Source organism: Pseudomonas sp. 4CAES_32.4 (assembly GCF_058136335.1).
The window spans coordinates 5,909,683-5,930,393 of the sequence record NZ_CM176882.1; the positions used below are offsets into that span (position 1 = coordinate 5,909,683).

20 protein-coding genes are annotated in these 20,711 nt (G+C 59.3%); 3 read left to right on the top strand and 17 right to left on the bottom strand.

The window, feature by feature from the left end; all coding sequences use genetic code 11:
* Positions 1–14: 14 nt before the first annotated feature.
* A complete protein-coding gene (locus tag AC3Y64_RS26710; protein WP_489985793.1) occupies positions 15–980 on the bottom strand; it encodes a GlxA family transcriptional regulator in 966 nt (321 codons plus the stop codon).
* Between the two features lie 155 nt (positions 981–1,135).
* Here AC3Y64_RS26710 and AC3Y64_RS26715 point away from each other — a divergent pair, with 155 nt between their 5' ends.
* The gene (locus AC3Y64_RS26715; protein WP_489985794.1) at positions 1,136–1,777 is read left to right on the top strand and encodes an HD domain-containing protein; all 642 of its coding nucleotides are present in this window, start codon (positions 1,136–1,138) and stop codon (positions 1,775–1,777) included.
* A gap of 162 nt (positions 1,778–1,939) precedes the next feature.
* On the opposite strand, the gene AC3Y64_RS26720 is transcribed toward AC3Y64_RS26715, so the two are convergent.
* From AC3Y64_RS26720 to AC3Y64_RS26755, 8 genes are all read right to left on the bottom strand, one after another.
* Positions 1,940–2,830 (bottom strand): ABC transporter permease subunit, encoded by an 891-nt coding sequence (locus AC3Y64_RS26720; RefSeq protein ID WP_034151963.1) that lies wholly within the window; start codon positions 2,828–2,830, stop codon positions 1,940–1,942.
* Entirely contained in the window at positions 2,827–3,708 is an 882-nt protein-coding gene (locus AC3Y64_RS26725) for an ABC transporter permease subunit (protein WP_177430974.1), read from the bottom strand. Before AC3Y64_RS26725 ends, AC3Y64_RS26720 begins: the two co-directional genes overlap by 4 nt.
* A gap of 35 nt (positions 3,709–3,743) precedes the next feature.
* Positions 3,744–4,886: an ABC transporter ATP-binding protein gene (locus tag AC3Y64_RS26730; RefSeq protein ID WP_007913856.1), complete on the bottom strand. Its 1,143-nt coding sequence runs from the start codon at positions 4,884–4,886 to the stop codon at positions 3,744–3,746.
* Positions 4,887–4,952: 66 nt separating this feature from the next.
* Positions 4,953–6,050, bottom strand: a complete 1,098-nt coding sequence (locus AC3Y64_RS26735) for a polyamine ABC transporter substrate-binding protein (protein WP_158961068.1) — start codon at positions 6,048–6,050, stop codon at positions 4,953–4,955.
* A 188-nt stretch (positions 6,051–6,238) separates the two neighbouring features.
* Entirely contained in the window at positions 6,239–7,351 is a 1,113-nt protein-coding gene (locus AC3Y64_RS26740) for a polyamine ABC transporter substrate-binding protein (protein ID WP_053124834.1), read from the bottom strand.
* A gap of 171 nt (positions 7,352–7,522) precedes the next feature.
* Positions 7,523–8,887 carry an aspartate aminotransferase family protein gene (locus AC3Y64_RS26745; protein ID WP_489985795.1) on the bottom strand — a complete coding sequence of 455 codons (1,365 nt, stop codon included), beginning with the start codon at positions 8,885–8,887 and terminating at the stop codon, positions 7,523–7,525.
* Between the two features lie 56 nt (positions 8,888–8,943).
* The gene (locus AC3Y64_RS26750) at positions 8,944–10,302 is read right to left on the bottom strand and encodes a glutamine synthetase family protein (RefSeq protein WP_126367462.1); all 1,359 of its coding nucleotides are present in this window, start codon (positions 10,300–10,302) and stop codon (positions 8,944–8,946) included.
* 95 nt (positions 10,303–10,397) lie between these two features.
* Entirely contained in the window at positions 10,398–10,754 is a 357-nt protein-coding gene (locus AC3Y64_RS26755) for a gamma-glutamyl-gamma-aminobutyrate hydrolase family protein (protein WP_489985796.1), read from the bottom strand.
* Between the two features lie 278 nt (positions 10,755–11,032).
* On the opposite strand from AC3Y64_RS26755, the gene AC3Y64_RS26760 reads away from it, so the two are divergent.
* Both AC3Y64_RS26760 and AC3Y64_RS26765 read left to right on the top strand, forming a co-directional pair.
* Positions 11,033–12,409 carry a glutamine synthetase family protein gene (locus AC3Y64_RS26760; protein ID WP_095633178.1) on the top strand — a complete coding sequence of 459 codons (1,377 nt, stop codon included), beginning with the start codon at positions 11,033–11,035 and terminating at the stop codon, positions 12,407–12,409.
* 135 nt (positions 12,410–12,544) lie between these two features.
* The gene (locus AC3Y64_RS26765) at positions 12,545–13,171 is read left to right on the top strand and encodes a TetR/AcrR family transcriptional regulator (protein ID WP_489985797.1); all 627 of its coding nucleotides are present in this window, start codon (positions 12,545–12,547) and stop codon (positions 13,169–13,171) included.
* A 175-nt stretch (positions 13,172–13,346) separates the two neighbouring features.
* On the opposite strand, the gene AC3Y64_RS26770 is transcribed toward AC3Y64_RS26765, so the two are convergent.
* From AC3Y64_RS26770 to AC3Y64_RS26805, 8 genes are all read right to left on the bottom strand, one after another.
* A complete protein-coding gene (locus AC3Y64_RS26770; RefSeq protein ID WP_003229256.1) occupies positions 13,347–13,562 on the bottom strand; it encodes a TOBE domain-containing protein in 216 nt (71 codons plus the stop codon).
* A 106-nt stretch (positions 13,563–13,668) separates the two neighbouring features.
* Positions 13,669–14,475 carry an aliphatic sulfonates ABC transporter ATP-binding protein gene (gene ssuB, locus AC3Y64_RS26775; protein ID WP_489985798.1) on the bottom strand — a complete coding sequence of 269 codons (807 nt, stop codon included), beginning with the start codon at positions 14,473–14,475 and terminating at the stop codon, positions 13,669–13,671.
* The gene (gene ssuC / locus AC3Y64_RS26780) at positions 14,472–15,254 is read right to left on the bottom strand and encodes an aliphatic sulfonate ABC transporter permease SsuC (protein WP_003229260.1); all 783 of its coding nucleotides are present in this window, start codon (positions 15,252–15,254) and stop codon (positions 14,472–14,474) included. Before ssuC ends, ssuB begins: the two co-directional genes overlap by 4 nt.
* Positions 15,255–15,262: 8 nt before the next feature.
* On the bottom strand, positions 15,263–16,411 hold the full coding sequence (ssuD, locus tag AC3Y64_RS26785; RefSeq protein WP_018928626.1) for an FMNH2-dependent alkanesulfonate monooxygenase: 1,149 nt from the start codon (positions 16,409–16,411) through the stop codon (positions 15,263–15,265).
* A 25-nt stretch (positions 16,412–16,436) separates the two neighbouring features.
* Positions 16,437–17,402 (bottom strand): sulfonate ABC transporter substrate-binding protein, encoded by a 966-nt coding sequence (locus tag AC3Y64_RS26790; protein ID WP_489985799.1) that lies wholly within the window; start codon positions 17,400–17,402, stop codon positions 16,437–16,439.
* A gap of 90 nt (positions 17,403–17,492) precedes the next feature.
* On the bottom strand, positions 17,493–18,086 hold the full coding sequence (ssuE, locus tag AC3Y64_RS26795) for an NADPH-dependent FMN reductase (protein WP_489985800.1): 594 nt from the start codon (positions 18,084–18,086) through the stop codon (positions 17,493–17,495).
* A 282-nt stretch (positions 18,087–18,368) separates the two neighbouring features.
* Positions 18,369–19,007, bottom strand: coding sequence for a peroxiredoxin (locus AC3Y64_RS26800; protein WP_489985801.1), 639 nt, complete (start codon positions 19,005–19,007; stop codon positions 18,369–18,371).
* A gap of 303 nt (positions 19,008–19,310) precedes the next feature.
* The gene (locus AC3Y64_RS26805; RefSeq protein ID WP_489985802.1) at positions 19,311–20,666 is read right to left on the bottom strand and encodes an OprD family porin; all 1,356 of its coding nucleotides are present in this window, start codon (positions 20,664–20,666) and stop codon (positions 19,311–19,313) included.
* Between the last annotated feature and the right edge of the window lie 45 nt (positions 20,667–20,711).

Sequence of the window (20,711 nt, forward strand, 5' to 3'; positions counted from 1 at the left end):
GCCACCAAAAGGCTTCAGAGCAGCACCGCAAAATTCAGCCGAAACTGCTGCGGCGTCACGCCTAGCCTTCGGTTAAACACCCCGCGCATATGCTGCGCATCGCGAAACCCGCACTGATACGCCACGGTCTTCAACGGCGCACTGGTGCTTTCCAGCATGACCCGCGCCGCATCCACCCGCGCCCGCTCGACGAACTCCGCCGGCGTGACTTTGGCTTCCCGGGCAAACACCCGCGAGAAATTACGCGCACTCATGTTCGCCGCATTGGCCAGATCGGCAATCGTCAGATCGCCAGTGAGATTGGCCAGCACATACAACTGCACCATCGCCACCGCCGACGTCGGCTCCGCGTGCGGCGTGAGGAACGGGCTGAACTGCGACTGACCACCGGAGCGCTGAGTAAACACTACCAAGCGCTTGGCCACGCTCAACGCCACCTCAGCGCCGTGATCACGCGCCAGCAGGTACAACGACAGATCGATCCCCGCCGTGACCCCGGCCGAGGTGTACAGCGTGCCGTCCTCGACGTACAACCGATCAGCGTCCACCTGCGTCGATGGACACAACTGCACCAACGCCTCGGCATCGTTCCAGTGCGTGGTGACGGTGCGCCCCTCCAGCAATCCGGCACGCGCGAGCATGAATGCGCCGTTGCAGATCGAACCAAAGCGCTGGGCGCGAGCGCAAGCCCCGCGCAGCCAGGTATCGAATGCGCTGCCGAAATTCATGAATGGCAATTGCGGACCACCGGCGACCAGCAGCAAGTCATAGGCGTCGAGGGCTTCACTGAAATGCCGGTGGGCATTCAAGTTCAGTCCATTGGAACAGGCCATCGGGCCGTGCTCGACACCAATCACCTCAAGTCGATAGTGATCCTCGGGCGCCAGAAAGCGATTGGCCTCGGCGAACACATCCATCGGGCCGCTGACATCCAGCGACTGCACGCCGGCGAATACGACGATGGCGACGGTTTTGGTCATGGCTTCGAGGCTCCTTTGTGGTCTCTGAGCGGAGTTGGCACGATTTGCAGGTCAATTGGCAAGGATCGCAGCCATGCGCCGATTGTTCGTTTTCAGCGCCGGGAACAGACTTTCCCCATCAGCGCCACGACGGCGTTTTCGACGAGGAAACCGTTATGAGCAGCACCATCGCCGGCATCGAAATCCCCGATAGCGCCCTCGCCCGGGCCACCACCGAGTACATCCGTGACATCGAGTCCGATCTGCTCTATCACCATTCGCGCCGGGTATTCCTGTTCGGCGCATTGAGCGGTGAACGCCAGCAACTGGCCTACGATCCAGAGTTGCTCTACGTCGGCGCGATGTTCCACGACCTCGGTCTGGTCGAAGGTCATCGCAGCGCTGACGAGCGTTTCGAAGTGGACGGCGCCAACGCGGCGGCAGCGTTTCTCAAGCCGTACGGGTTGAGCGATGACGATATCGAACAGGTCTGGCTGTCGATTGCCCTGCACACGACGCCCGGCGTGCCGAAGCATCTGCGGCCAACCGTGGCGCTGGTGACCGCTGGCGTGGAAATGGACGTACTGGGGATGGATTACGCCGCGTTCAGCACTGTGCAGCGTGAGGCGGTGGTGCATGCGCATCCGCGTGGGGAAGGTTTCAAGGAGTGCATCATCTGCGCGTTCGCCGACGGCTTGCGGCATCGCCCGCAGACCACGTTTGGCAACGTGAAGACCGATGTGCTGGTGGATCAGGAGCCGGGGTTCAAGCCGATGAACTTTGTTGAGGTCATCCGCCAATCTCCGTGGACTTCCTGACCGGCAGAAAAACCTGTGGGAGCTGGCTTGCCAGCGATGGCGTCGTCAAAACCAACTTCGTCAAAACCAACCAATGTTGAGTCGACTGTCGCTATCGCGGGCAAGCCCGCTCCCACAGGTAAAGGGGTTAACCACAAAATTGTGATCAGCCCCATCTATCGATTACGCCGCTTCCGGCGCAGGCGCCCGACGCACGTCCGGCTGTTTCCACGAATCGGCTGCGCTTTCTTCGATGGCCTGCTGGATGGCTTTCTTGCGGGCTTCTTCGGCACGGCGGCTGAAGAACCAGACCATGAAGGTCACGATCGACACCGCCAGCAGAATCAGACTCGCCACGGCGTTGATCTCGGGTTTCACGCCCAGACGCACCGCCGAGAACACTTCCATTGGCAGGGTCGTCGAACCCGGACCGGACACGAAGCTGGCCAACACCAGGTCATCCAGCGACAGCGCGAACGACATCATGCCGCCCGCCGCCAGCGATGGCGCGATCATCGGGATGGTGATCAGGAAGAACACCTTCCACGGCCGCGCACCGAGGTCCATTGCCGCTTCTTCGATCGACAGGTCCAGCTCACGCAGACGCGCCGACACCACTACCGCCACATACGCCGCACAGAACGTCGTGTGAGCGATCCAGATGGTGACGATGCCGCGCTCCTGCGGCCAGCCGATCATCTGCGCCATGGCCACGAACAGCAGCAACAGCGACAGACCGGTGATCACTTCCGGCATCACCAACGGCGCCGTTACCAAGCCGCCGAACAGCGTACGGCCCTTGAAGCGGGTGATACGGGTCAGCACGAACGCTGCCAGCGTGCCCAGCGCCACCGCAGCAACCGCGGTGTAGCAGGCGATTTCCAGCGAGCGCAACACCGAGCCCATCAGTTGCGTATTGTCGAGCAGGCCGACATACCACTTGATCGACCAGCCGCCCCACACCGTCACCAGTTTCGAGGCGTTGAACGAGTAGATCACCAGGATCAGCATCGGCAGGTAGATGAACAACAGACCGATGACCAGCATCAGGCTGGAGAAACGGATGCGCTTCATTCTTTGCCCTCCATTTCTTTGGCCTGACTGCGGTTGAACAGAATGATCGGCACAATCAGGATCGCCAGCATCACCACCGCCAGCGCGGACGCTACCGGCCAGTCACGATTGTTGAAGAACTCTTGCCAGAGCACTTTACCGATCATCAGGGTTTCCGGACCACCGAGCAGTTCCGGGATCACGAACTCGCCCACCACCGGGATAAACACCAGCATGCAGCCGGCAATGATCCCGTTCTTGGACAGCGGAATGGTGATTTTCCAGAAGCTGTTGAAGGTGCTTGAACCAAGGTCAGAAGCGGCTTCCAGCAAGCTTTGATCGTGCTTCACCAGGTTGGCGTACAGCGGCAGGATCATGAACGGCAAGTACGAGTAGACGACGCCGATGTACACCGCGAGGTTGGTGTTGAGGATCTGCAGCGGCTCGTCGATGAAGCCCATGCTCATCAGGAAACCGTTGAGCAGACCGTTGTTGCTGAGAATGCCCATCCACGCGTAGACGCGGATCAGGATCGCGGTCCAGGTCGGCATCATGATCAGCAGCACCAGCACCGTTTGCATCTCTTTGCGGGCGGTGGCGATGGCGTAGGCCATCGGATAGCCGATCAGCAGGCAGAGGATGGTGCTGATCAGCGCCATCTTCAGCGAGCCGAGGTAAGCGGCGATGTACAACTCGTCGCCCGCCAGCATCGCGTAGTTGCCCAGATTCAGCAGCAGTTGCAACTTCTGCTCGGCGTACGTGTAGATCTCGGTGTACGGCGGAATGGCCACATCGGCTTCGGCGAAGCTGATCTTCAGGACGATGAAGAACGGCAGCATGAAGAACAGGAACAGCCAGATGAACGGGACCCCGATGACCAACTGCCGGCCATTGGGGATTATTCGGTTGATACGGCGTTTGAACTTGCGCATGTTCATGAGCGAAGTACCACGCCGCTGTCGTCTTCCCACCACACGTAAACCTGATCGCCCCAGGTCGGACGCGCGCCACGGCGCTCGGCGTTGGCGACGAACGACTGCACCAGTTTGCCGCTCGGCAATTCGACGTAGAACACCGAGTGACCGCCGAGGTAGGCGATGTCATGCACCTTGCCGCTCGACCAGTTGTACTCGCAGGTCGGTTGATCGGCGGTGACCAGCAGCTTCTCCGGACGGATCGCGTAGGTGACCGATTTGTCCTGCACCGAGGTGCTGATGCCGTGGCCCACATAGATCTGCCGGTCGAGGTCTTTGCAGGTGATGGTCGCGTGGCCTTCGGCATCGTCGATCACTTCGCCTTCGAAGATGTTGACGTTGCCGATGAATTCGCAGACCAGGCGGCTGGTCGGGGTTTCGTAAATGTCGATCGGGCTGCCGATCTGCGCGATCCAGCCCAGGTGCATGATCGCGATGCGCTCGGCCATGGTCATGGCCTCTTCCTGGTCGTGCGTCACCATCACGCAGGTCACACCGACGCGCTCGATGATCTCGACCAGCTCAAGCTGCATCTGCGAACGCAGTTTCTTGTCGAGCGCACCCATCGGTTCGTCGAGCAGCAACAGCTTCGGTCGCTTGGCCAGCGAGCGAGCCAGCGCGACACGCTGACGCTGACCGCCGGACAGTTGATGCGGCTTGCGCTTGGCGTACTGGCTCATCTGCACGAGCTTGAGCATTTCGGCCACGCGGGCGTCGACTTCAGCCGCCGGAATCTTGTCCTGCTTGAGGCCGAAGGCGATGTTCTGCGCCACGGTCATGTGCGGGAACAAGGCGTACGACTGGAACATCATGTTGATCGGTCGCTCGTACGGCGGCATATCGGTGATGTCGACGCCGTCGAGGAAAATGCGCCCCTCCGTGGGCCGTTCGAACCCTGCCAGCATCCGCAGCAGGGTGGATTTGCCCGATCCCGAACCGCCGAGCAGGGCGAAGATCTCGCCCTTTTTGATTTCCAGGGACACATCGTCCACGGCAATCGTCTCGTCGAACTTCTTCGTGACCCGGTCGATTTTGACCAACACCTGTTTCGGTGTCTGGTCGCCCTCGAGGGCTTTCTTATAGGCGCCGGAGGCAACTGCCATTTACGAAACTCCCAGAAAAAAACAGTGCAGTTCGCCCCGCAAGGCGAACCCAGGATAGTGGTTGCCTTACATCCCCGACTTGACCTTGGTCCAGCTGCGGGTCATCAGGCGCTGAATGTTCGGTGGCAACTCGGTCGATACGTAGGCCTTGTCGATAACGGCCTGCGGTGGATACACCGACTCATCGGTACGGATGGATTGTTCCATCAGCTTGTCCGAACCCGGGTTGGGGTTGGCATAACCGACGTAATCACTGACCTGGGCGATCACCTCAGGTTTCAGCAGATAATTGATGAAGGCGTGCGCCTGCTTCACGTTCGACGAATCCTTCGGAATCGCCAGCATATCGAACCACAGGGCGCCGCCCTCTTTCGGCACCGAGTAGGCGATGTTCACGCCCTTCTTGGCTTCGGCTGCGCGGTTCTTCGCCTGGAAAATATCGCCGGAGAAACCGATGGCCACACAGATGTCGCCGTTGGCCAGATCACCGATGTATTTCGAGGAATGGAAGTAGGTCACGTAAGGACGCACCGCGAGCAACTTGTCGGTGGCTTTTTCGTAGTCCTTCGGATTGGTGCTGTTGGCATTCAGGCCCAGATAGTTGAGCACGGTCGGCATCATTTCATCCGCCGAATCGAGGAACGCCACGCCGCAGCTTTGCAGCTTCTTGATGTTCTCGGGCTCAAACAGCACGCCCCACGAATCGATCTTGTCGACACCCAAAACGGCCTTCACTTTATCGACGTTGTAACCGATGCCGTTGGTGCCCCACAGGTACGGCACGGCGTACAGGTTGCCCGGATCGTTCTGCTCCAGACGCTTGAGCAGCGCCGGGTCGAGATTGGCATAGTTCGGCAGCTGCGAGCGGTCGAGCTTCTGGAACGCGCCCGCCTTGATCTGTTTGCCGAGGAAGTGGTTCGACGGCACGACCACGTCGTAACCGGTGCGCCCGGCCAGCAGCTTGCCTTCCAGGGTTTCGTTGGAGTCGAACACGTCGTAGACCGGCTTGATCCCGGTGGCTTTCTGGAAGTCGGCCAGGGTGGTCTCGCCGATGTAATCGGACCAGTTATAAATATGCACCGTACCGGCGGCCTGGGCTCCGACAGCGATCGTCAGGCCGGCAGTGGCCAGCAGGGCTTTGCGCAAAGAAGAAAAAATAGGCAAGTGGAGGTCCTCTAAATTAGGTGGGCCCAAGTTGCCCCGCGCTGCATGACAGCCATGGCTGCCCGGCAACAAAACCGGCGCGCAACTTACCCTCGAAAAACCGTTCCTGCAAAACTTCCTGTCATTTAATTGATCCGCTGGCCGCCCTTACGGGAAATGACGGCCAGCGGCTGTAACTTCAAACCGGCTTATTTGCCCGATTTGATCTTGGTCCAGCTGCGGGTCATGATCCGCTGAGTCGCGGCCGGCAAGTCGGCAATCGCGTACAGCTTGGCCAGCACATCAGCCGGTGGGTAAACGCCCGGATCGCTGGTGATGTCTTTATCAACCAGTGGGGTTGCAGCGGCGTTACCGTTCGGGAAGCGCACGGCGTTGGTGATTTCCGCCATGATTTCCGGCTTCTGCAGGAAGGTCATGAACTTGTAGGCACCTTCGACGTTTTCGGCATCTTTAGGGATGGCGACCATGTCGTAGAAGCTGCCGGCACCTTCTTTCGGAATGTTGTAGCTGACTTTCACCTTGTCACCGGCTTCAGCCGCGCGGGACTTGGCCTGGTAGATGTCGCCCGAGTAACCCACGGCCACACAGATGTTGCCGTTGGCGAGGTCGGAGATGTACTTGGACGAGTGGAAGTAGGCGATCGAAGGACGGACCTTCATGATCAGCGCTTCAGCCTTGTCGATGTCTTCTTTCTTCTGGCTGTCGGTTGGCAGGCCCAGGTAGTGCAGCGCCACCGGAATCATCTCGGTTGGCGAATCAAGAAGGCTGATGCCGCAGGATTTCAGCTTGGCCGCGTTTTCCGGCTTGAAGATCAGATCCCACGAATCGACAGGCGCGTCGGCGCCCAGTGCAGCCTTGACCTTCTCGGCGTTGAAGCCGATGCCGATCGAGCCCCACATGTACGGGAAAGCGTGTTCGTTGCCCGGGTCGCTGACCGACACGGCTTTGAGCAAATCGGTGTTGAGGTTCTTCCAGTTAGGCAGCTTGGACTTGTCCAGTGTCTGGTAAACACCGGCCTTGATCTGCTTGGCGAGGAAGTTGTTCGACGGGACGACGATGTCGTAGCCGGACTTGCCTGCGAGCAGTTTGGCTTCGAGGGTTTCGTTGCTGTCGAAAACGTCGTAGACGACCTTGATGCCCGACTCGTCCTCAAACTTCTTGATGGTGTCCGGGGCGATATAGTCGGACCAGTTGTAGACGTGCAACACCTTGTCGTCCGCCTGAGCCGCAGCCGCCATGATTCCCATCAGGGACATGGCGAGCAGAGTCTTGCCAGCGAGCTTTTTGCCTAATGCCTTCATGCGTTAATGCTCCAAATTTTTCTTTTTTGAACCACTTTGTTCAGCGGCCGAACCCGGACAACTGGAACCGCGGCTAGTCTGGCAAGATCCGAGGCGGTCTTTCAAGAAAAGACCAGCCTTTTGACAGCTTTGAGCGAGAGCGCCACGGCTCCCCCGCTCAAAGCCTAGCACTTAGCCCTGCAACACACTGAGGGTCAGGTCCAGGCATTTACGTGCCTTTGTAACCAGTTCATCGATCTCCGCTTTGCTGATAACCAGCGGCGGCGCGATGATCATAGTGTCGCCCACAGCGCGCATGATCAGGCCGTTATCGAAGCAGAACTGCCGGCAGATCATGCCCACGCCCTTGCCTTCGTAACGCTTGCGAGTGGCCTTGTCCTGCACCAGTTCGATTGCACCCAGCAGACCGACCCCGCGAACTTCACCCACCAACGGGTGATCGTTCAGTTCCCGCAGACGTTTCTGCAAATACGGTGCCGTTTCGTTGTGCGCGTTCTCGATAATTTTTTCATCGCGCAGAATGCGGATGTTTTCCAGGCCCACCGCTGCCGCCACCGGGTGACCGGAGTAGGTGAAGCCGTGGTTGAAATCGCCACCCTCGTTGAGCACCGCAACCACGGTGTCGCGAACGATCAGGCCACCCATCGGGATGTAGCCGGAGGTCAGGCCTTTGGCGATGGTCATCATGTCGGGCTTGAGGTCGTAGAAATCGCTACCGAACCACTCACCGGTACGGCCGAAACCGCAGATCACTTCGTCCGCGACGAAGAGGATGTCGTACTTGGCGAGGATTTCCTTGATGCGCGGCCAGTAGCTGTCTGGCGGAATGATCACGCCGCCGGCGCCCTGGATCGGCTCGGCAATAAAGGCACCGACATTGTCGACGCCGACTTCGAGAATCTTCTCTTCCAGCTGATTGGCCGCCCAGATGCCGAATTCTTCCTGGGACATGTCGCCGCCTTCAGCGAACCAGTACGGCTGCGCGATGTGCACGATGCCCGGGATCGGCAAGTCGCCTTGTTCGTGCATATACGTCATGCCACCGAGGCTCGCGCCGGCCACGGTCGAACCGTGATAACCGTTCTTGCGGCTGATAATGACTTTCTTGTTCGGCTGGCCCTTGATCGCCCAGTAGTGGCGAACCATGCGCAGCATGGTGTCGTTGCCTTCGGAGCCGGAACCGGTGAAGAACACGTGGTTCATGCCCTCTGGCGCCACGTCAGCGATCGACTTGGCCAGTTCCAGCGCCGGCGGGTGCGCGGTCTGGAAGAACAGGTTGTAGTACGGCAGTTCGCGCATCTGTTTGGCGGCCGCATCGGCCAGCTCATCGCGACCGTAACCGATGGCCACGCACCACAGACCGGCCATGCCGTCGAGAATCTTGTTGCCTTCGCTGTCCCACAGGTAAACGCCCTTGGCGTTGGTGATGATCCGCGGGCCTTTCTCTTTCAGCTGTTTGAAGTCGCTGAACGGCGCCAGGTGGTGATCATTGCTGAGTGCTTGCCACTCGCGGGTTTGCGGGTTGTTGCTGGTCATGCCAATTCTCCTTGTTATCGGTGAAGGCGCGGCTTTTCAGGGCCGCGCCTGGCGTATCAGACGGCGAAGAGCAGGTACTCACGCTCCCAGGAACTGATCACGCGCTTGAAGTTTTCATGCTCGGCCCGTTTTACCGCGACGTAGCCAGTGATGAAGGTTTTGCCAAGGTACTTCTCGATGGTCGCGCTGTTTTCCATACGTTCCAGCGCATCTTCGATGGTCAACGGCAGGCGCAGGTTGCGGCGCTCATAACCACGGCCCACCACCGGCGCGCTCGGGTTCAACCCCTCGACCATGCCGATGTAACCGCAGAGCAGGCTCGCGGCAATCGCCAGATACGGGTTGGCGTCAGCGCCCGGCAGGCGGTTTTCCACGCGGCGGTTCTGCGGGCCGGCATCCGGTACGCGCAGGCCGACGGTGCGGTTTTCTTCGCCCCACTCGACGTTCACCGGTGCCGAGGTGTCCGGCAGGAAGCGGCGGAACGAGTTGACGTTCGGCGCGAACAACGGCAGTAATTCAGGGATCAGTTTCTGCAGACCACCAATGTGGTGCAGGAACAACTGGCTCATGGTCCCGTCTTCGTTGGAGAAGACGTTCTTGCCGGTTTCGATGTCGATGATGCTCTGGTGCAAGTGCATCGCACTGCCCGGCTCGCCCGTCATCGGCTTGGCCATAAAGGTCGCGGCGACATCGTGCTTGAGCGCGGCTTCGCGCATGGTGCGTTTGAACACCAGAATCTGGTCGGCCAGCGACAGCGCGTCGCCGTGACGGAAGTTGATTTCCATCTGCGCCGTGCCGTCTTCGTGGATCAGCGTGTCGAGATCCAGCTCTTGCAGTTCGCACCAGTCGTAGACGTCTTCGAACAGCGGATCGAATTCGTTCGCTGCTTCAATGGAGAACGACTGACGACCGATTTCCGGACGGCCCGAGCGGCCGATTGGCGGCTGCAACGGATAGTCAGGATCGTCGCTGCGCTTGGTCAGGTAGAACTCCATTTCCGGCGCCACGATCGGCTGCCAGCCTTTGTCGGCATAGAGCTTGAGGACTTTCTTGAGGACGTTGCGCGGCGACAGCTCGATCGGGTTGCCTTGCTTGTCGTAGGTATCGTGGATCACCTGCGCAGTCGGCTCGATGGCCCACGGCACCATGTACACGGCGTTCTGGTCGGGACGGCAGATCATGTCGATGTCGGCCGGGTCGAGCAGTTCGTAATAGATGTCGTCTTCGACGTAGTCGCCGGTCACGGTCTGCAATAGAACGCTCTCGGGCAGACGCATGCCTTTTTCGGCGATGAACTTGTTGGTCGGCGAAATCTTGCCACGGGTGATCCCGGTCAAGTCGGCGATCATGCATTCGACTTCTGTGATCTTGTGGTCTTTCAACCAATCGGTGAGCTGGTCGAGGTTGGTACTCATAAATGCCTCTGGGCTGAGTCTCCTGACATGATGTCAGGCAAAGTTTGACGCTTGCGCGTCGCGTTAAAGGGGGCTTGCTTGTGCGCAGTGCGGGCTTACGCCGGGCACCGCGCATAGACAATGAAAGAGGAGCTTACCTGCCCTTTACGCTGGCGTTGCATTTCCTGTGCACAGTTAAAGCGTGCAGAATCGTGAGCACGGCTTGAAAGACGGCACAGGCTTTGGGAGTGAAAGAGATCTATATTGGAAGGGGACGCCATAAACAGGATGCTTTGCTGTACGTCCAGAATATCGGACGCTGCCGTTTTGCCTGCTGCTGACGAGAACTTCGTCGACAGGCTGCGCGCCATGCAGGCTGCGCTACGGACGGATTTGTCGCCACTGATGTGATAAGCATGCAGACCGGACTGTTGCGAGCAGTCGGTGATGCCGATTAACGGCAGGCGAGACATGAAGCACCCCGGTATTATTGCTGTTATGGGTTTGATCCGAGCTTAGCCTTGTTCATTTTTTTACACAACACCCCCGTAAAAAATACAACACGGCCTGCTCAAGCCTGCGGGTGGCAAGCGTCCCAGAGACCAAAAAGCGCCCCAAAGTGCCCCATAAATGCCCTTGCAGCGCTTTTTTAGGGCAAAAAAGCCCTCGCTTGACTTCGGCAGGCCGTTCGGGTTGACTGAAACCAGAAAAGATCAATGATTGATATTTTTAACAACAAAGGTGTTGCATCATGTCGGTACCCCCGCGTGCCGTTCAGCTTAACGAAGCGAACGCGTTCCTTAAGGAACATCCTGAGGTTCTGTACGTTGACCTTCTGATTGCGGATATGAATGGTGTGGTGCGCGGCAAGCGCATTGAACGCACCAGTCTCCACAAGGTTTACGAGAAAGGCATCAACCTGCCGGCCTCCCTATTTGCTCTGGATATCAATGGTTCGACGGTGGAAAGCACCGGCCTGGGCCTGGACATCGGCGACGCCGATCGTATCTGCTATCCAATCCCCGATACCCTGTGCAACGAGCCATGGCAGAAGCGCCCGACCGCGCAACTGTTGATGACCATGCACGAACTCGAAGGCGACCCATTCTTCGCCGATCCCCGTGAAGTCCTCCGTCAAGTTGTTGCAAAGTTTGACGAGATGGGCCTGACCATCTGCGCGGCTTTCGAACTCGAGTTCTACCTGATCGACCAGGAAAACGTGAACGGCCGTCCTCAGCCGCCACGCTCGCCGATCTCTGGCAAACGCCCGCACTCGACTCAGGTTTACCTGATCGACGACCTCGACGAATACGTCGACTGCCTCCAGGACATTCTGGAAGGTGCCAAAGAGCAAGGCATCCCTGCTGACGCCATCGTCAAGGAAAGTGCCCCGGCGCAGTTCGAAGTGAACCTGCACCACGTCGCCGACCCGATCAAGGCGTGCGACTACGCGGTACTGCTCAAGCGTCTGATCAAGAACATTGCCTACGACCATGAAATGGACACCACCTTCATGGCCAAGCCGTACCCGGGCCAGGCAGGTAATGGTCTGCACGTACACATTTCGATTCTGGATAAAGAAGGCAAAAACATTTTTGCCAGCGAGGATCCCGAGCAGAACGCCGCGCTGCGTCACGCGATCGGCGGTGTGCTCGAGACCCTGCCGGCGCAGATGGCTTTCCTCTGCCCGAACGTCAACTCGTACCGTCGTTTCGGCGCACAGTTCTACGTGCCGAACTCGCCGTGCTGGGGCCTGGACAACCGCACCGTAGCGATTCGGGTACCGACCGGCTCGTCCGATGCCGTGCGTATCGAGCATCGTGTAGCCGGTGCCGACGCCAACCCGTACCTGCTGATGGCTTCGGTTCTGGCTGGCGTGCACCACGGTCTGACCAACAAGATCGAACCGGGCGCACCTGTCGAAGGCAACAGCTACGAGCAGAACGAGCAAAGCCTGCCGAACAACTTGCGCGATGCCCTGCGCGAGCTGGACGACAGCGAGGTGATGGCCAAGTACATCGATCCGAAATACATCGATATCTTCGTCGCCTGCAAGGAAAGCGAGCTGGAGGAGTTCGAACACTCCATCTCCGACCTTGAGTACAACTGGTATCTGCATACCGTTTAAGCGGTTGTAATGCCAACAAGAACGCCGTCGGCTCTCGCAGCCCACGGCGTTTTTTATGGCCGCCTGCGGCGGTTCGCCGACAAGACAACACAAGAGCCGGCTCGTACAATGCCCGCTGCCCCGCAGGAGACTTTCATGACGCGTCCCGCCCCCGTTCGCAAACCCCGTGCCCGCAGTCAGGCGCGCATCGACTCGATACTCGACGCCGCGCGCACGCTGCTGGCCGCCGAGGGCGTGGCCAGTCTGTCGATCTACAGTGTCGCCGAGCGTGCGCAGATCCCGCCCTCCTCCGTGTACCACTTCTTCGCCAGCGTCCCGGCGTTGCTCGAAGCACTGACGGCGGATGTTCACGCCGCGTTTCGCGCCTGCCTGCAAGCACCGATCGATCATGAGGCTCTGCGTGACTGGCGCGATCTGTCGCGACTGGTCGAACAGCGCATGCTGGAGATCTACGACGAAGACGCCGCAGCGCGCCAGTTGATCCTCGCTCAGCATGGTCTGACCGAAGTCACTCAGGCTGACCGCCAGCACGACATTGAGCTCGGCGACCTGATGCACAAGCTGTTCGACCATCACTTCGAGCTGCCGAGGCTGCCGGAGGATGTCGATGTATTTGCCTTGGCAATGGAGTTGGGTGACCGGGTGTATGCGCGTTCGGTGCAGCAGCACGGGCAGATCACACCGCGCATGGCCGAGGAAGGGATGCGCGTGTTTGATGCTTACGTTGGGCTGTATTTGCCGCCGTATCTACCCAAGCGCTGAGCCATGATCGTTCCCACGCTCTGCGTGGGAATGCAGCCCGTGACGCTCCGCGTCACTGGACGCGGAGCGTCCCTAGAGGCATTCCCACGCGGAGCATGGGAACGATCGAGCTGATGCAGATAACAAAAAACCCCGAAGGGCTCACGCCCTCCGGGGTTGTTTTTTACTCACCGGCTTACAACTTGGCGATCGACACCTCGGTGGATTTCACAAAGGCGATCACTTCGCTACCCACGACCAGTTCCAGCTCCTTGACCGAACGGGTGGTGATCACCGAAGTGACGATGCCCGAAGCGGTTTGCACGTCGATTTCCGACAGCACGTCGCCGAGGACGATTTCCTTGATCGAGCCTTTGAACTGGTTACGGACGTTGATGGCTTTGATAGTCATGATATTTCTCCTGAGGTCGAAATAAGCGGCAAGTGGCAAGCTTCAAGCGGCAAGCAAAAGCACAGCGCTTCTACTTGCAGCTTGTAGCTTGAAGCTCGCAGCTGCTTCATTGCGCCCAACGCAATTGCGTAGGCAGGGGTGAAACAGGTTCCGGCGCCGGCGGTTCGCCGGGCAGGGAGAGAACACGGTTAAGCACTTCGGTTTCCAGCGCCGCCAGTCTGTGCGAACCACGCACTCGCGGCCGTGGCAGTTCCACATGCAGGTCGAGGCCGACTTCGCCGTCCTCGATCAGAATCACCCGGTCGGCAATCGCCACGGATTCGCTGACGTCGTGGGTCACCAGCAACACGGTGAAGCCGTGTTGCTGCCAGAGACGTTCGATCAGTTGCTGCATTTCAATTCGCGTCAGTGCGTCCAGTGCGCCAAGGGGCTCGTCGAGCAACAGCAGGCGCGGTTGATGGATCAGCGCCCGCGCCAGCGCGACGCGTTGCTTCTGCCCACCCGACAATGCCGCCGGCCATTCGTTGGCACGGTCCGCCAGACCGACCGCGTCCAAGGCTTCGAGAGCCTTCGGGCGCCAGTTGCCTTTCAGCCCGAGGCCGACGTTGTCGATGATCTTTTTCCATGGCAGCAGACGTGCTTCCTGGAACATCAATCGGGTGTCTTCCCGCGCATCGCTGAGCGGCGCAGACCCGGCCAGCAAGTCGCCGCCAGTGGGTTGATCGAGGCCGGCGAGCAAACGCAGCAAAGTACTTTTGCCGCAGCCACTGCGCCCGACGACAGCGACGAATTGCCCCGCCGGAATATGCAGATCGATGTCACGCAGCACCTGCCGCGCACCGAAGGTTTTCTGCAGGTTGCGCACTGCCAGCGGAATCCCGCGCAGCAGGCGTGGAGGTTGTTGAGCGGTCATGCCGCACCTCCTTTGGCAACCTGATACGCCGGGTGCCAGCGCAACCAGACTCGTTCAAGTCCACGCGCTGCGAGGTCGGCGAGTTTGCCGAGTACCGCGTAAAGCAGGATCGCCAGCACCACCACGTCGGTCTGCAAGAACTCACGGGCGTTCATCGCCAGATAGCCTATGCCGGAGCTGGCAGAAATCGTTTCGGCGACGATCAGGGTCAGCCACATAAAGCCCAGCGCGAAGCGCACACCGACCAGAATCGAAGGCAACGCGCCCGGCAGAATCACCTGCCAGAACAGGCTGAAACCGCTCAAGCCATAACTGCGCGCCATCTCTACCAGCGCCGGGTCGACGTTACGGATGCCATGATAGGTGTTGAGGTAAATCGGGAACAACGTACCCAGCGCCACCAGAAAAATCTTCGCCGACTCGTCAATGCCGAACCAGAGGATCACCAGCGGAATCAGCGCCAGATGCGGCACGTTGCGGATCATCTGCACCGAGCTGTCGAGCAGGCGTTCGCCCCACTTCGACAGGCCGGTGATGAAACCCAGCACCAGACCGATGCTGCCACCGATGGTGAAACCCAGTGCCGCGCGCCAGCCGCTGATCGCCAGATGCGTCCAGATTTCGCCGCTGCGCACCAGGCTCACACCGGCTTCGATCACCGCCACCGGCGCCGGCAGAATCCGTGTCGACAACCAACCCGCCGACACCGACAACTGCCACACCGCCAGCAGCAACACCGGCAACGCCCAGGGCGCGAGGCTGTGGATGATTTTCTTCATGGCGCGCCTCAGCTCTGCGACGCGGCTTTGGGAAGAATGTCATTGGCGACCATCTCGCCGAACGGGCTGACATAACCGGCGCTTTTTGGCAGTTCCGGGCGCTCGATGTCGAGGTGCGGGAACAGCAGTTCGGCGACGCGATACGACTCTTCAAGGTGTGGATAACCAGAGAAGATGAACGTGTCGATGCCCAGATCCGCGTATTCCTTGACCCGTGCGGCCACGGTCGGGCCATCGCCGACCAGCGCCGTACCGGCACCGCCGCGCACCAGACCAACGCCAGCCCATAGGTTCGGGCTGACTTCGAGGTTGTCGCGGCTGCCACCGTGCAGTGCGGCCATGCGTTGCTGGCCGACCGAATCGAAACGCGCCAGCGAAGCCTGAGCGCGAGCGATGGTGTCGTCATCCAGATGCGAGATCAAACGATCCGCCGCTTGCCACGCTTCAGCGTTGGTTTCACGGACGATCACGTGCAGACGAATACCGAAGCGCACGGTGCGGCCAAGCTTGGCGGCTTTGGCGCGGACCTGTGCGATCTTCTCGGCCACCGCTGCTGGCGGCTCGCCCCAGGTCAGGACCATTTCCACTTGTTCAGCGGCCAAGTCTTGCGCCGCTTCCGACGAGCCACCGAAGTACAGCGGCGGACGCGGTTGCTGGATCGGCGGATATAGCAACTTCGCGCCCTTCACGCTGATGTGCTGACCGTCGTAATCGACGGTTTCGCCTTCGAGCACACGACGCCAGATGCGGGTGAACTCCACCGAAGCCTGATAGCGCTCTTCGTGGCTGAGGAACAGACCGTCGCCGGCCAATTCTTCCGGGTCGCCGCCGGTCACCAGGTTGAACAGCGCACGACCGCCGGACAGACGATCCAACGTAGCTGCCTGCCGCGCCGCGACCGTCGGGGAAATGATCCCGGGACGCAGGGCAACGAGAAACTTCAGGCGCTGGGTCACCGGGATCAGCGACGCCGCTACCAGCCACGAGTCTTCGCAGGAACGGCCAGTCGGAATCAGCACACCGCCGAAACCCAGTCGATCCGCCGCTTGCGCGACCTGTTGCAGATAACCGTGGTCGACGGCGCGAGCGCCTTCGGCGGTGCCAAGGTAATGGCCGTCGCCGTGGGTAGGCAGGAACCAGAAGATATTGAGGCTCATGGAGTGGTCTCCTTAGGAATTCGAGTTACTGGGCTTTAGCCACAGCGGCCGGTGGTGTCCAGATCACATCCTTGATGCTCAGCGGCTTGGGAATCAGCTTGAGCTGGAAGAACGTGTCAGCGATTTTCTGTTGTGCGGCGACCACTTCCGGGGTCAGGAACAGCGCCCCGTAGCCTTGGCGTTTCACCGAGGTCAGGGTGATGTCCGCCGGCAGGCCGAGCAGTGGCGCGACTTGTTGGGTCACGTCTTCAGGATTGGCTTTCGACCACTCGCCGACCGCGCGCACTTCTTCCACGAGCGTCTTGATCACCTGAGGATTTTTCTCAGCGTAAGGCTTGGTCGCGAGGTAGAACTGGTGGTTGTCGACGATGCCTTTTCCGTCGCGCAGGGTGTGCGCTTGCAGTTGTTTCTCGGCAGCGGCCTGGTACGGATCCCAGATGACCCAAGCGTCAACGCTGCCACGTTCGAACGCGGCGCGAGCATCGGCGGGCGGCAGGAATACGGTTTGAATGTCGCTGTACTTGAGGCCGGCGTCCTCCAGTGCGCGCACCAGCAAGTAGTGAACGTTGGAGCCTTTGTTCAGCGCGATCTTCTTGCCCTTCAGATCAGCCACCGATTTGATCGGCGAGTCTTTCGGCACGAGGATCGCTTCGCTGTTCGGCGCTGGCGGTTCGTAGGCAACGTAGAGCAGATCAGCGCCAGCAGCCTGGGCGAAGACCGGCGGGGTTTCGCCAGTGACACCGAAGTCAATCGAGCCGACGTTCAGGCCTTCGAGCAGTTGCGGGCCGCCGGGGAATTCAGTCCACTGCACATCGACGCCTTGGGCGGCCAGACGTTTTTCCAACGTGCCTTTGGCTTTGAGCAGCACCAGCGTGCCGTACTTCTGATAACCGATCCGCAATGTCTCGGCTTGAGCTTGAGTGATGGCGCCGAAGGTGACAGCCGCAGCAAACAGAGCGACCAGACCACGACGCAAAAATACAGTGCGCATAGCGCTCTCCTTTTTGCTGTTGGGTTTTGGCTGCACCTGCTTGGCCGTTAGCGGCGAAGTAAGGTGAGTTACATCAAATGCGGGTGTGGCTTAAATGCTCCAGCGAGCACTCAACAAACGTTCGTTCAACAAGCCCGGTTCCAGCGGCTTGGGCCGGCGGGCCATGGCGCTGACAAACTGATCCAGCGCTTCGTGCAGACGTTGCTCCAGCGCCGGAGCCAGTTGCGCGGCGGCACTGCCTTCGCCGTAAGCGATCTGGCTGTCCTCGGCGAAAATCCCCTGGAGCATTTCCTGGGCTTTCAATGCCGACAGCACGGGCTTGAGCGCGTAATCGACCACCAGCATGTGGGCGATGCTGCCGCCAGTGGCCATCGGCAAAACAATCTTGTGGTTCAGGGCGCGTTCGGGCAGCAGATCCAGCAGCGTTTTCAATGCGCCGGAGAACGACGCTTTGTAAACCGGTGTGGCGATCAGCAGGCCGTCGGCGTTTTCGATCTGTTGCAGCAGGTCGAGCACCTTCGGGCTGTCGAAGCGGGCATGGAGCAGATCTTCGGCCGGGAAATCCCGAATCTGATAACGCACCACTTCCACGCCTTGCTGCTGCAACCAACGTTGCGAGCGCTCCAGCAGCACCCCGGAACGGGAGCGCAGGCTGGGACTGCCACCGAGTGAGACAACCAGCATTGAGACGATTCCTTAAGCATTACAGGCGATTCGCGGGTTGCGATCTCGCTTCGATGGAGTGACCTTACCAGCTGATTTATATATCCATAAATCATATTTATTCATTTGGTTATACTTTTTGGAGATATAAGATTTACTTTGCTCAGGACGAAAAAAAAGGCCGTCGAAACGGCCTGAAATCCCCTGCTATATGGATGCCTCGAAAAGATCGCAGCCTTCGGCAGCTCCTACATGGACCGACATACTCTTGTAGGAGCTGCCGCAGACTGCGATCTTTTGATCTTAACGATTCGGCTGCGGCGTCAGGCGCAGGTAAGGCTTCACCGCGCGATAGCCCTTCGGAAAGCGTTGCTTGATCTCTTCCTCGTCCTTCAGCGAAGGCACGATCACCACCTCTTCACCGTCCTGCCAGTTGGCCGGAGTCGCCACCTTGTAGTTGTCGGTCAGTTGCAGCGAATCGATCACCCGCAGAATCTCGTGGAAGTTGCGCCCGGTGCTCGCCGGGTAAGTGATGGTCAGGCGCACCTTTTTGTTCGGATCGATCACGAACAGCGAGCGCACGGTCAGCGTGTCGTTGGCATTCGGATGGATCAGGTCGTACAGATCCGAAACCTTGCGATCGGCATCCGCGAGGATCGGGAAGTTGACGATGGTGTTCTGGGTTTCGTTGATGTCTTCGATCCACTTGTGGTGCGAGTCCACCGGGTCGACCGACAGCGCGATGGCCTTGACGCCGCGCTTGCTGAACTCATCCTTGAGCTTGGCGGTGAAGCCCAGCTCGGTGGTGCACACCGGGGTGAAATCCGCTGGGTGGGAAAACAGCACGCCCCAGCTATCGCCCAGCCACTCGTGAAAACGAATCTTACCGGCGCTGGAATCCTGTTCGAAATCGGGGGCGATGTCGCCGAGTCTGAGGCTCATGGTGCTGCTCCTGATGAGGTGTTCGAGACCTCAACTGTAGCTCGTGATTTGCCATCATGAAAAAGAATAAATAACTAGATATCTAGATCATAAATGAATATTAAACATCTGTTCACTGGACGCTTGGCGGCATCCCGACGAACATCGTCCGCAAGGTTCGAGAAGGCCTTGAGTTGCTGTAAAGAGGGGAATTTCGGGGAGGGCTTACGGGGGTGAGCCTGACTCGAAAACGCAAAAGCCCCGTCCGGCGCGATGCCGGACGGGGCTTTTTTTACTTCAGCGAATCGAAACGCGCTATTGCTATTACAGCAGCGGGATCGAGTAGCTGAGGATCAGACGGTTTTCGTCCTGGTCACGCTGACCGGCGATGTCGGTGCGCCACGAAGCGTTTTTCCACATGAAGCCGACGTTCTTCAACGGGCCTTCCGGGATAACGTACGCTACGGTCAAATCGCGTTCCCACTCGGAAGCGCCATTGGACGTTTGAACGCGCGTGGCACTGTAGGTGTCGACGTTGTCGCCACGCAGGTAAACCATGCCAGCGGTCAGGCCAGGCACGCCGACCTTGGCGAAGTCATAGGAGTAGCGTGCTTGCCAGGTGCGCTCGCCGGCACGGCCGAACTTCTGGATTTGCATGTCGGTGATGGTGTAGTTCGACGAACCGTCGCCCTGGTTCAGCCAAGGGAAGTCGCTGCTGCCGTTGCTGACTTGGTAACCACCACCAAAGGTGTGACCGGCAACGGTATACAGGAACAGGCCGCTGTACAGGTTGTTGTCGACTTTACCGCGACCGTTGGCGAAACCGGCGTAGCTACCACTGCTGAAGTAAGCAGGAGTGTCGCCGTTCGCGCCGTCGTCGGAGCTGTTGAAGTAACGGAAGTCAGACTTCAGCACGCCCGGACCGATAGCCCAGTTGTGAACCAGACCCAGGAAGTGTTGCTTGTAGAAATCTTCCAGATTGCCGTAGTAGTACTGGGCAGTCAGGTCTTTGGTGATTTTGTAGTCACCACCGGCGTAGATGAACTTGTTGCTGTTAACGGTGCGCGCTGCTGCGCCGCCGATAGACAGCTGTTCATTGTTGCTCGAGTTACGACCTTTGGCGTGTTCGATCTGACCGCCGATCAGGGTCAGGTCTTTGATTTCGCCAGAGGTGATCTGACCACCCTGCCAGGTTTGTGGCAGCAGACGACCGTCGTTGGTCACAATAACCGGCAGCTTTGGCTGCAAGGTGCCCAATTTCAGTTCGGTCTGGGAGATTTTGGCTTTGGCAGTCAGGCCCAGGCTGGAGAAGTTATCAACCGCTTGGCCATTGGATTCGCTAGGGAAAACGGTGCCGCCGTAGGCGCTACCAGGGGTGCCGTTAGCGTTGACGTTGCCGTTGGTGCCGCCGCCCGAATCCAGACGCACGCCCAGCAGGCCGATGGCATCAATACCGAAGCCGACGGTGCCTTGGGTGTAGCCCGAGATGAAACGCAGATCGAAGCCTTGGCCCCACTCTTCGTTGCGGCTTGGCTCGTTAACGCCGTTACGGTTGTCGGTGTTGATGTAGAAGTTACGCAGCCCCAGAGTTGCCTTGCTGTCTTCGATAAAACCGGCGGCGCCTGCCTGCTGCGCCAAAACCCCTACGGCCACAGCCAGGGCCAAGGTGGACTTGTTCATGTAAAGCTCCTCTCGTTTCTAATTTTTGTGTTCCTGGCCCCGGGT

Coding starts and splice junctions, on each gene's coding strand:
- AC3Y64_RS26710 (WP_489985793.1), bottom strand. CDS start 980: ATGACCAAAACCGTCGCCATCGTCGTATTCGCCGGCGTGCAGTCGCTG.
- AC3Y64_RS26715 (WP_489985794.1), top strand. CDS start 1,136: ATGAGCAGCACCATCGCCGGCATCGAAATCCCCGATAGCGCCCTCGCC.
- AC3Y64_RS26720 (WP_034151963.1), bottom strand. CDS start 2,830: ATGAAGCGCATCCGTTTCTCCAGCCTGATGCTGGTCATCGGTCTGTTG.
- AC3Y64_RS26730 (WP_007913856.1), bottom strand. CDS start 4,886: ATGGCAGTTGCCTCCGGCGCCTATAAGAAAGCCCTCGAGGGCGACCAG.
- AC3Y64_RS26740 (WP_053124834.1), bottom strand. CDS start 7,351: ATGAAGGCATTAGGCAAAAAGCTCGCTGGCAAGACTCTGCTCGCCATG.
- AC3Y64_RS26745 (WP_489985795.1), bottom strand. CDS start 8,887: ATGACCAGCAACAACCCGCAAACCCGCGAGTGGCAAGCACTCAGCAAT.
- AC3Y64_RS26750 (WP_126367462.1), bottom strand. CDS start 10,302: ATGAGTACCAACCTCGACCAGCTCACCGATTGGTTGAAAGACCACAAG.
- AC3Y64_RS26755 (WP_489985796.1), bottom strand. CDS start 10,754: ATGTCTCGCCTGCCGTTAATCGGCATCACCGACTGCTCGCAACAGTCC.
- AC3Y64_RS26760 (WP_095633178.1), top strand. CDS start 11,033: ATGTCGGTACCCCCGCGTGCCGTTCAGCTTAACGAAGCGAACGCGTTC.
- AC3Y64_RS26765 (WP_489985797.1), top strand. CDS start 12,545: ATGACGCGTCCCGCCCCCGTTCGCAAACCCCGTGCCCGCAGTCAGGCG.
- AC3Y64_RS26770 (WP_003229256.1), bottom strand. CDS start 13,562: ATGACTATCAAAGCCATCAACGTCCGTAACCAGTTCAAAGGCTCGATC.
- ssuB (WP_489985798.1), bottom strand. CDS start 14,475: ATGACCGCTCAACAACCTCCACGCCTGCTGCGCGGGATTCCGCTGGCA.
- ssuC (WP_003229260.1), bottom strand. CDS start 15,254: ATGAAGAAAATCATCCACAGCCTCGCGCCCTGGGCGTTGCCGGTGTTG.
- ssuD (WP_018928626.1), bottom strand. CDS start 16,411: ATGAGCCTCAATATCTTCTGGTTCCTGCCTACCCACGGCGACGGCCAT.
- AC3Y64_RS26790 (WP_489985799.1), bottom strand. CDS start 17,402: ATGCGCACTGTATTTTTGCGTCGTGGTCTGGTCGCTCTGTTTGCTGCG.
- ssuE (WP_489985800.1), bottom strand. CDS start 18,086: ATGCTGGTTGTCTCACTCGGTGGCAGTCCCAGCCTGCGCTCCCGTTCC.
- AC3Y64_RS26800 (WP_489985801.1), bottom strand. CDS start 19,007: ATGAGCCTCAGACTCGGCGACATCGCCCCCGATTTCGAACAGGATTCC.
- AC3Y64_RS26805 (WP_489985802.1), bottom strand. CDS start 20,666: ATGAACAAGTCCACCTTGGCCCTGGCTGTGGCCGTAGGGGTTTTGGCG.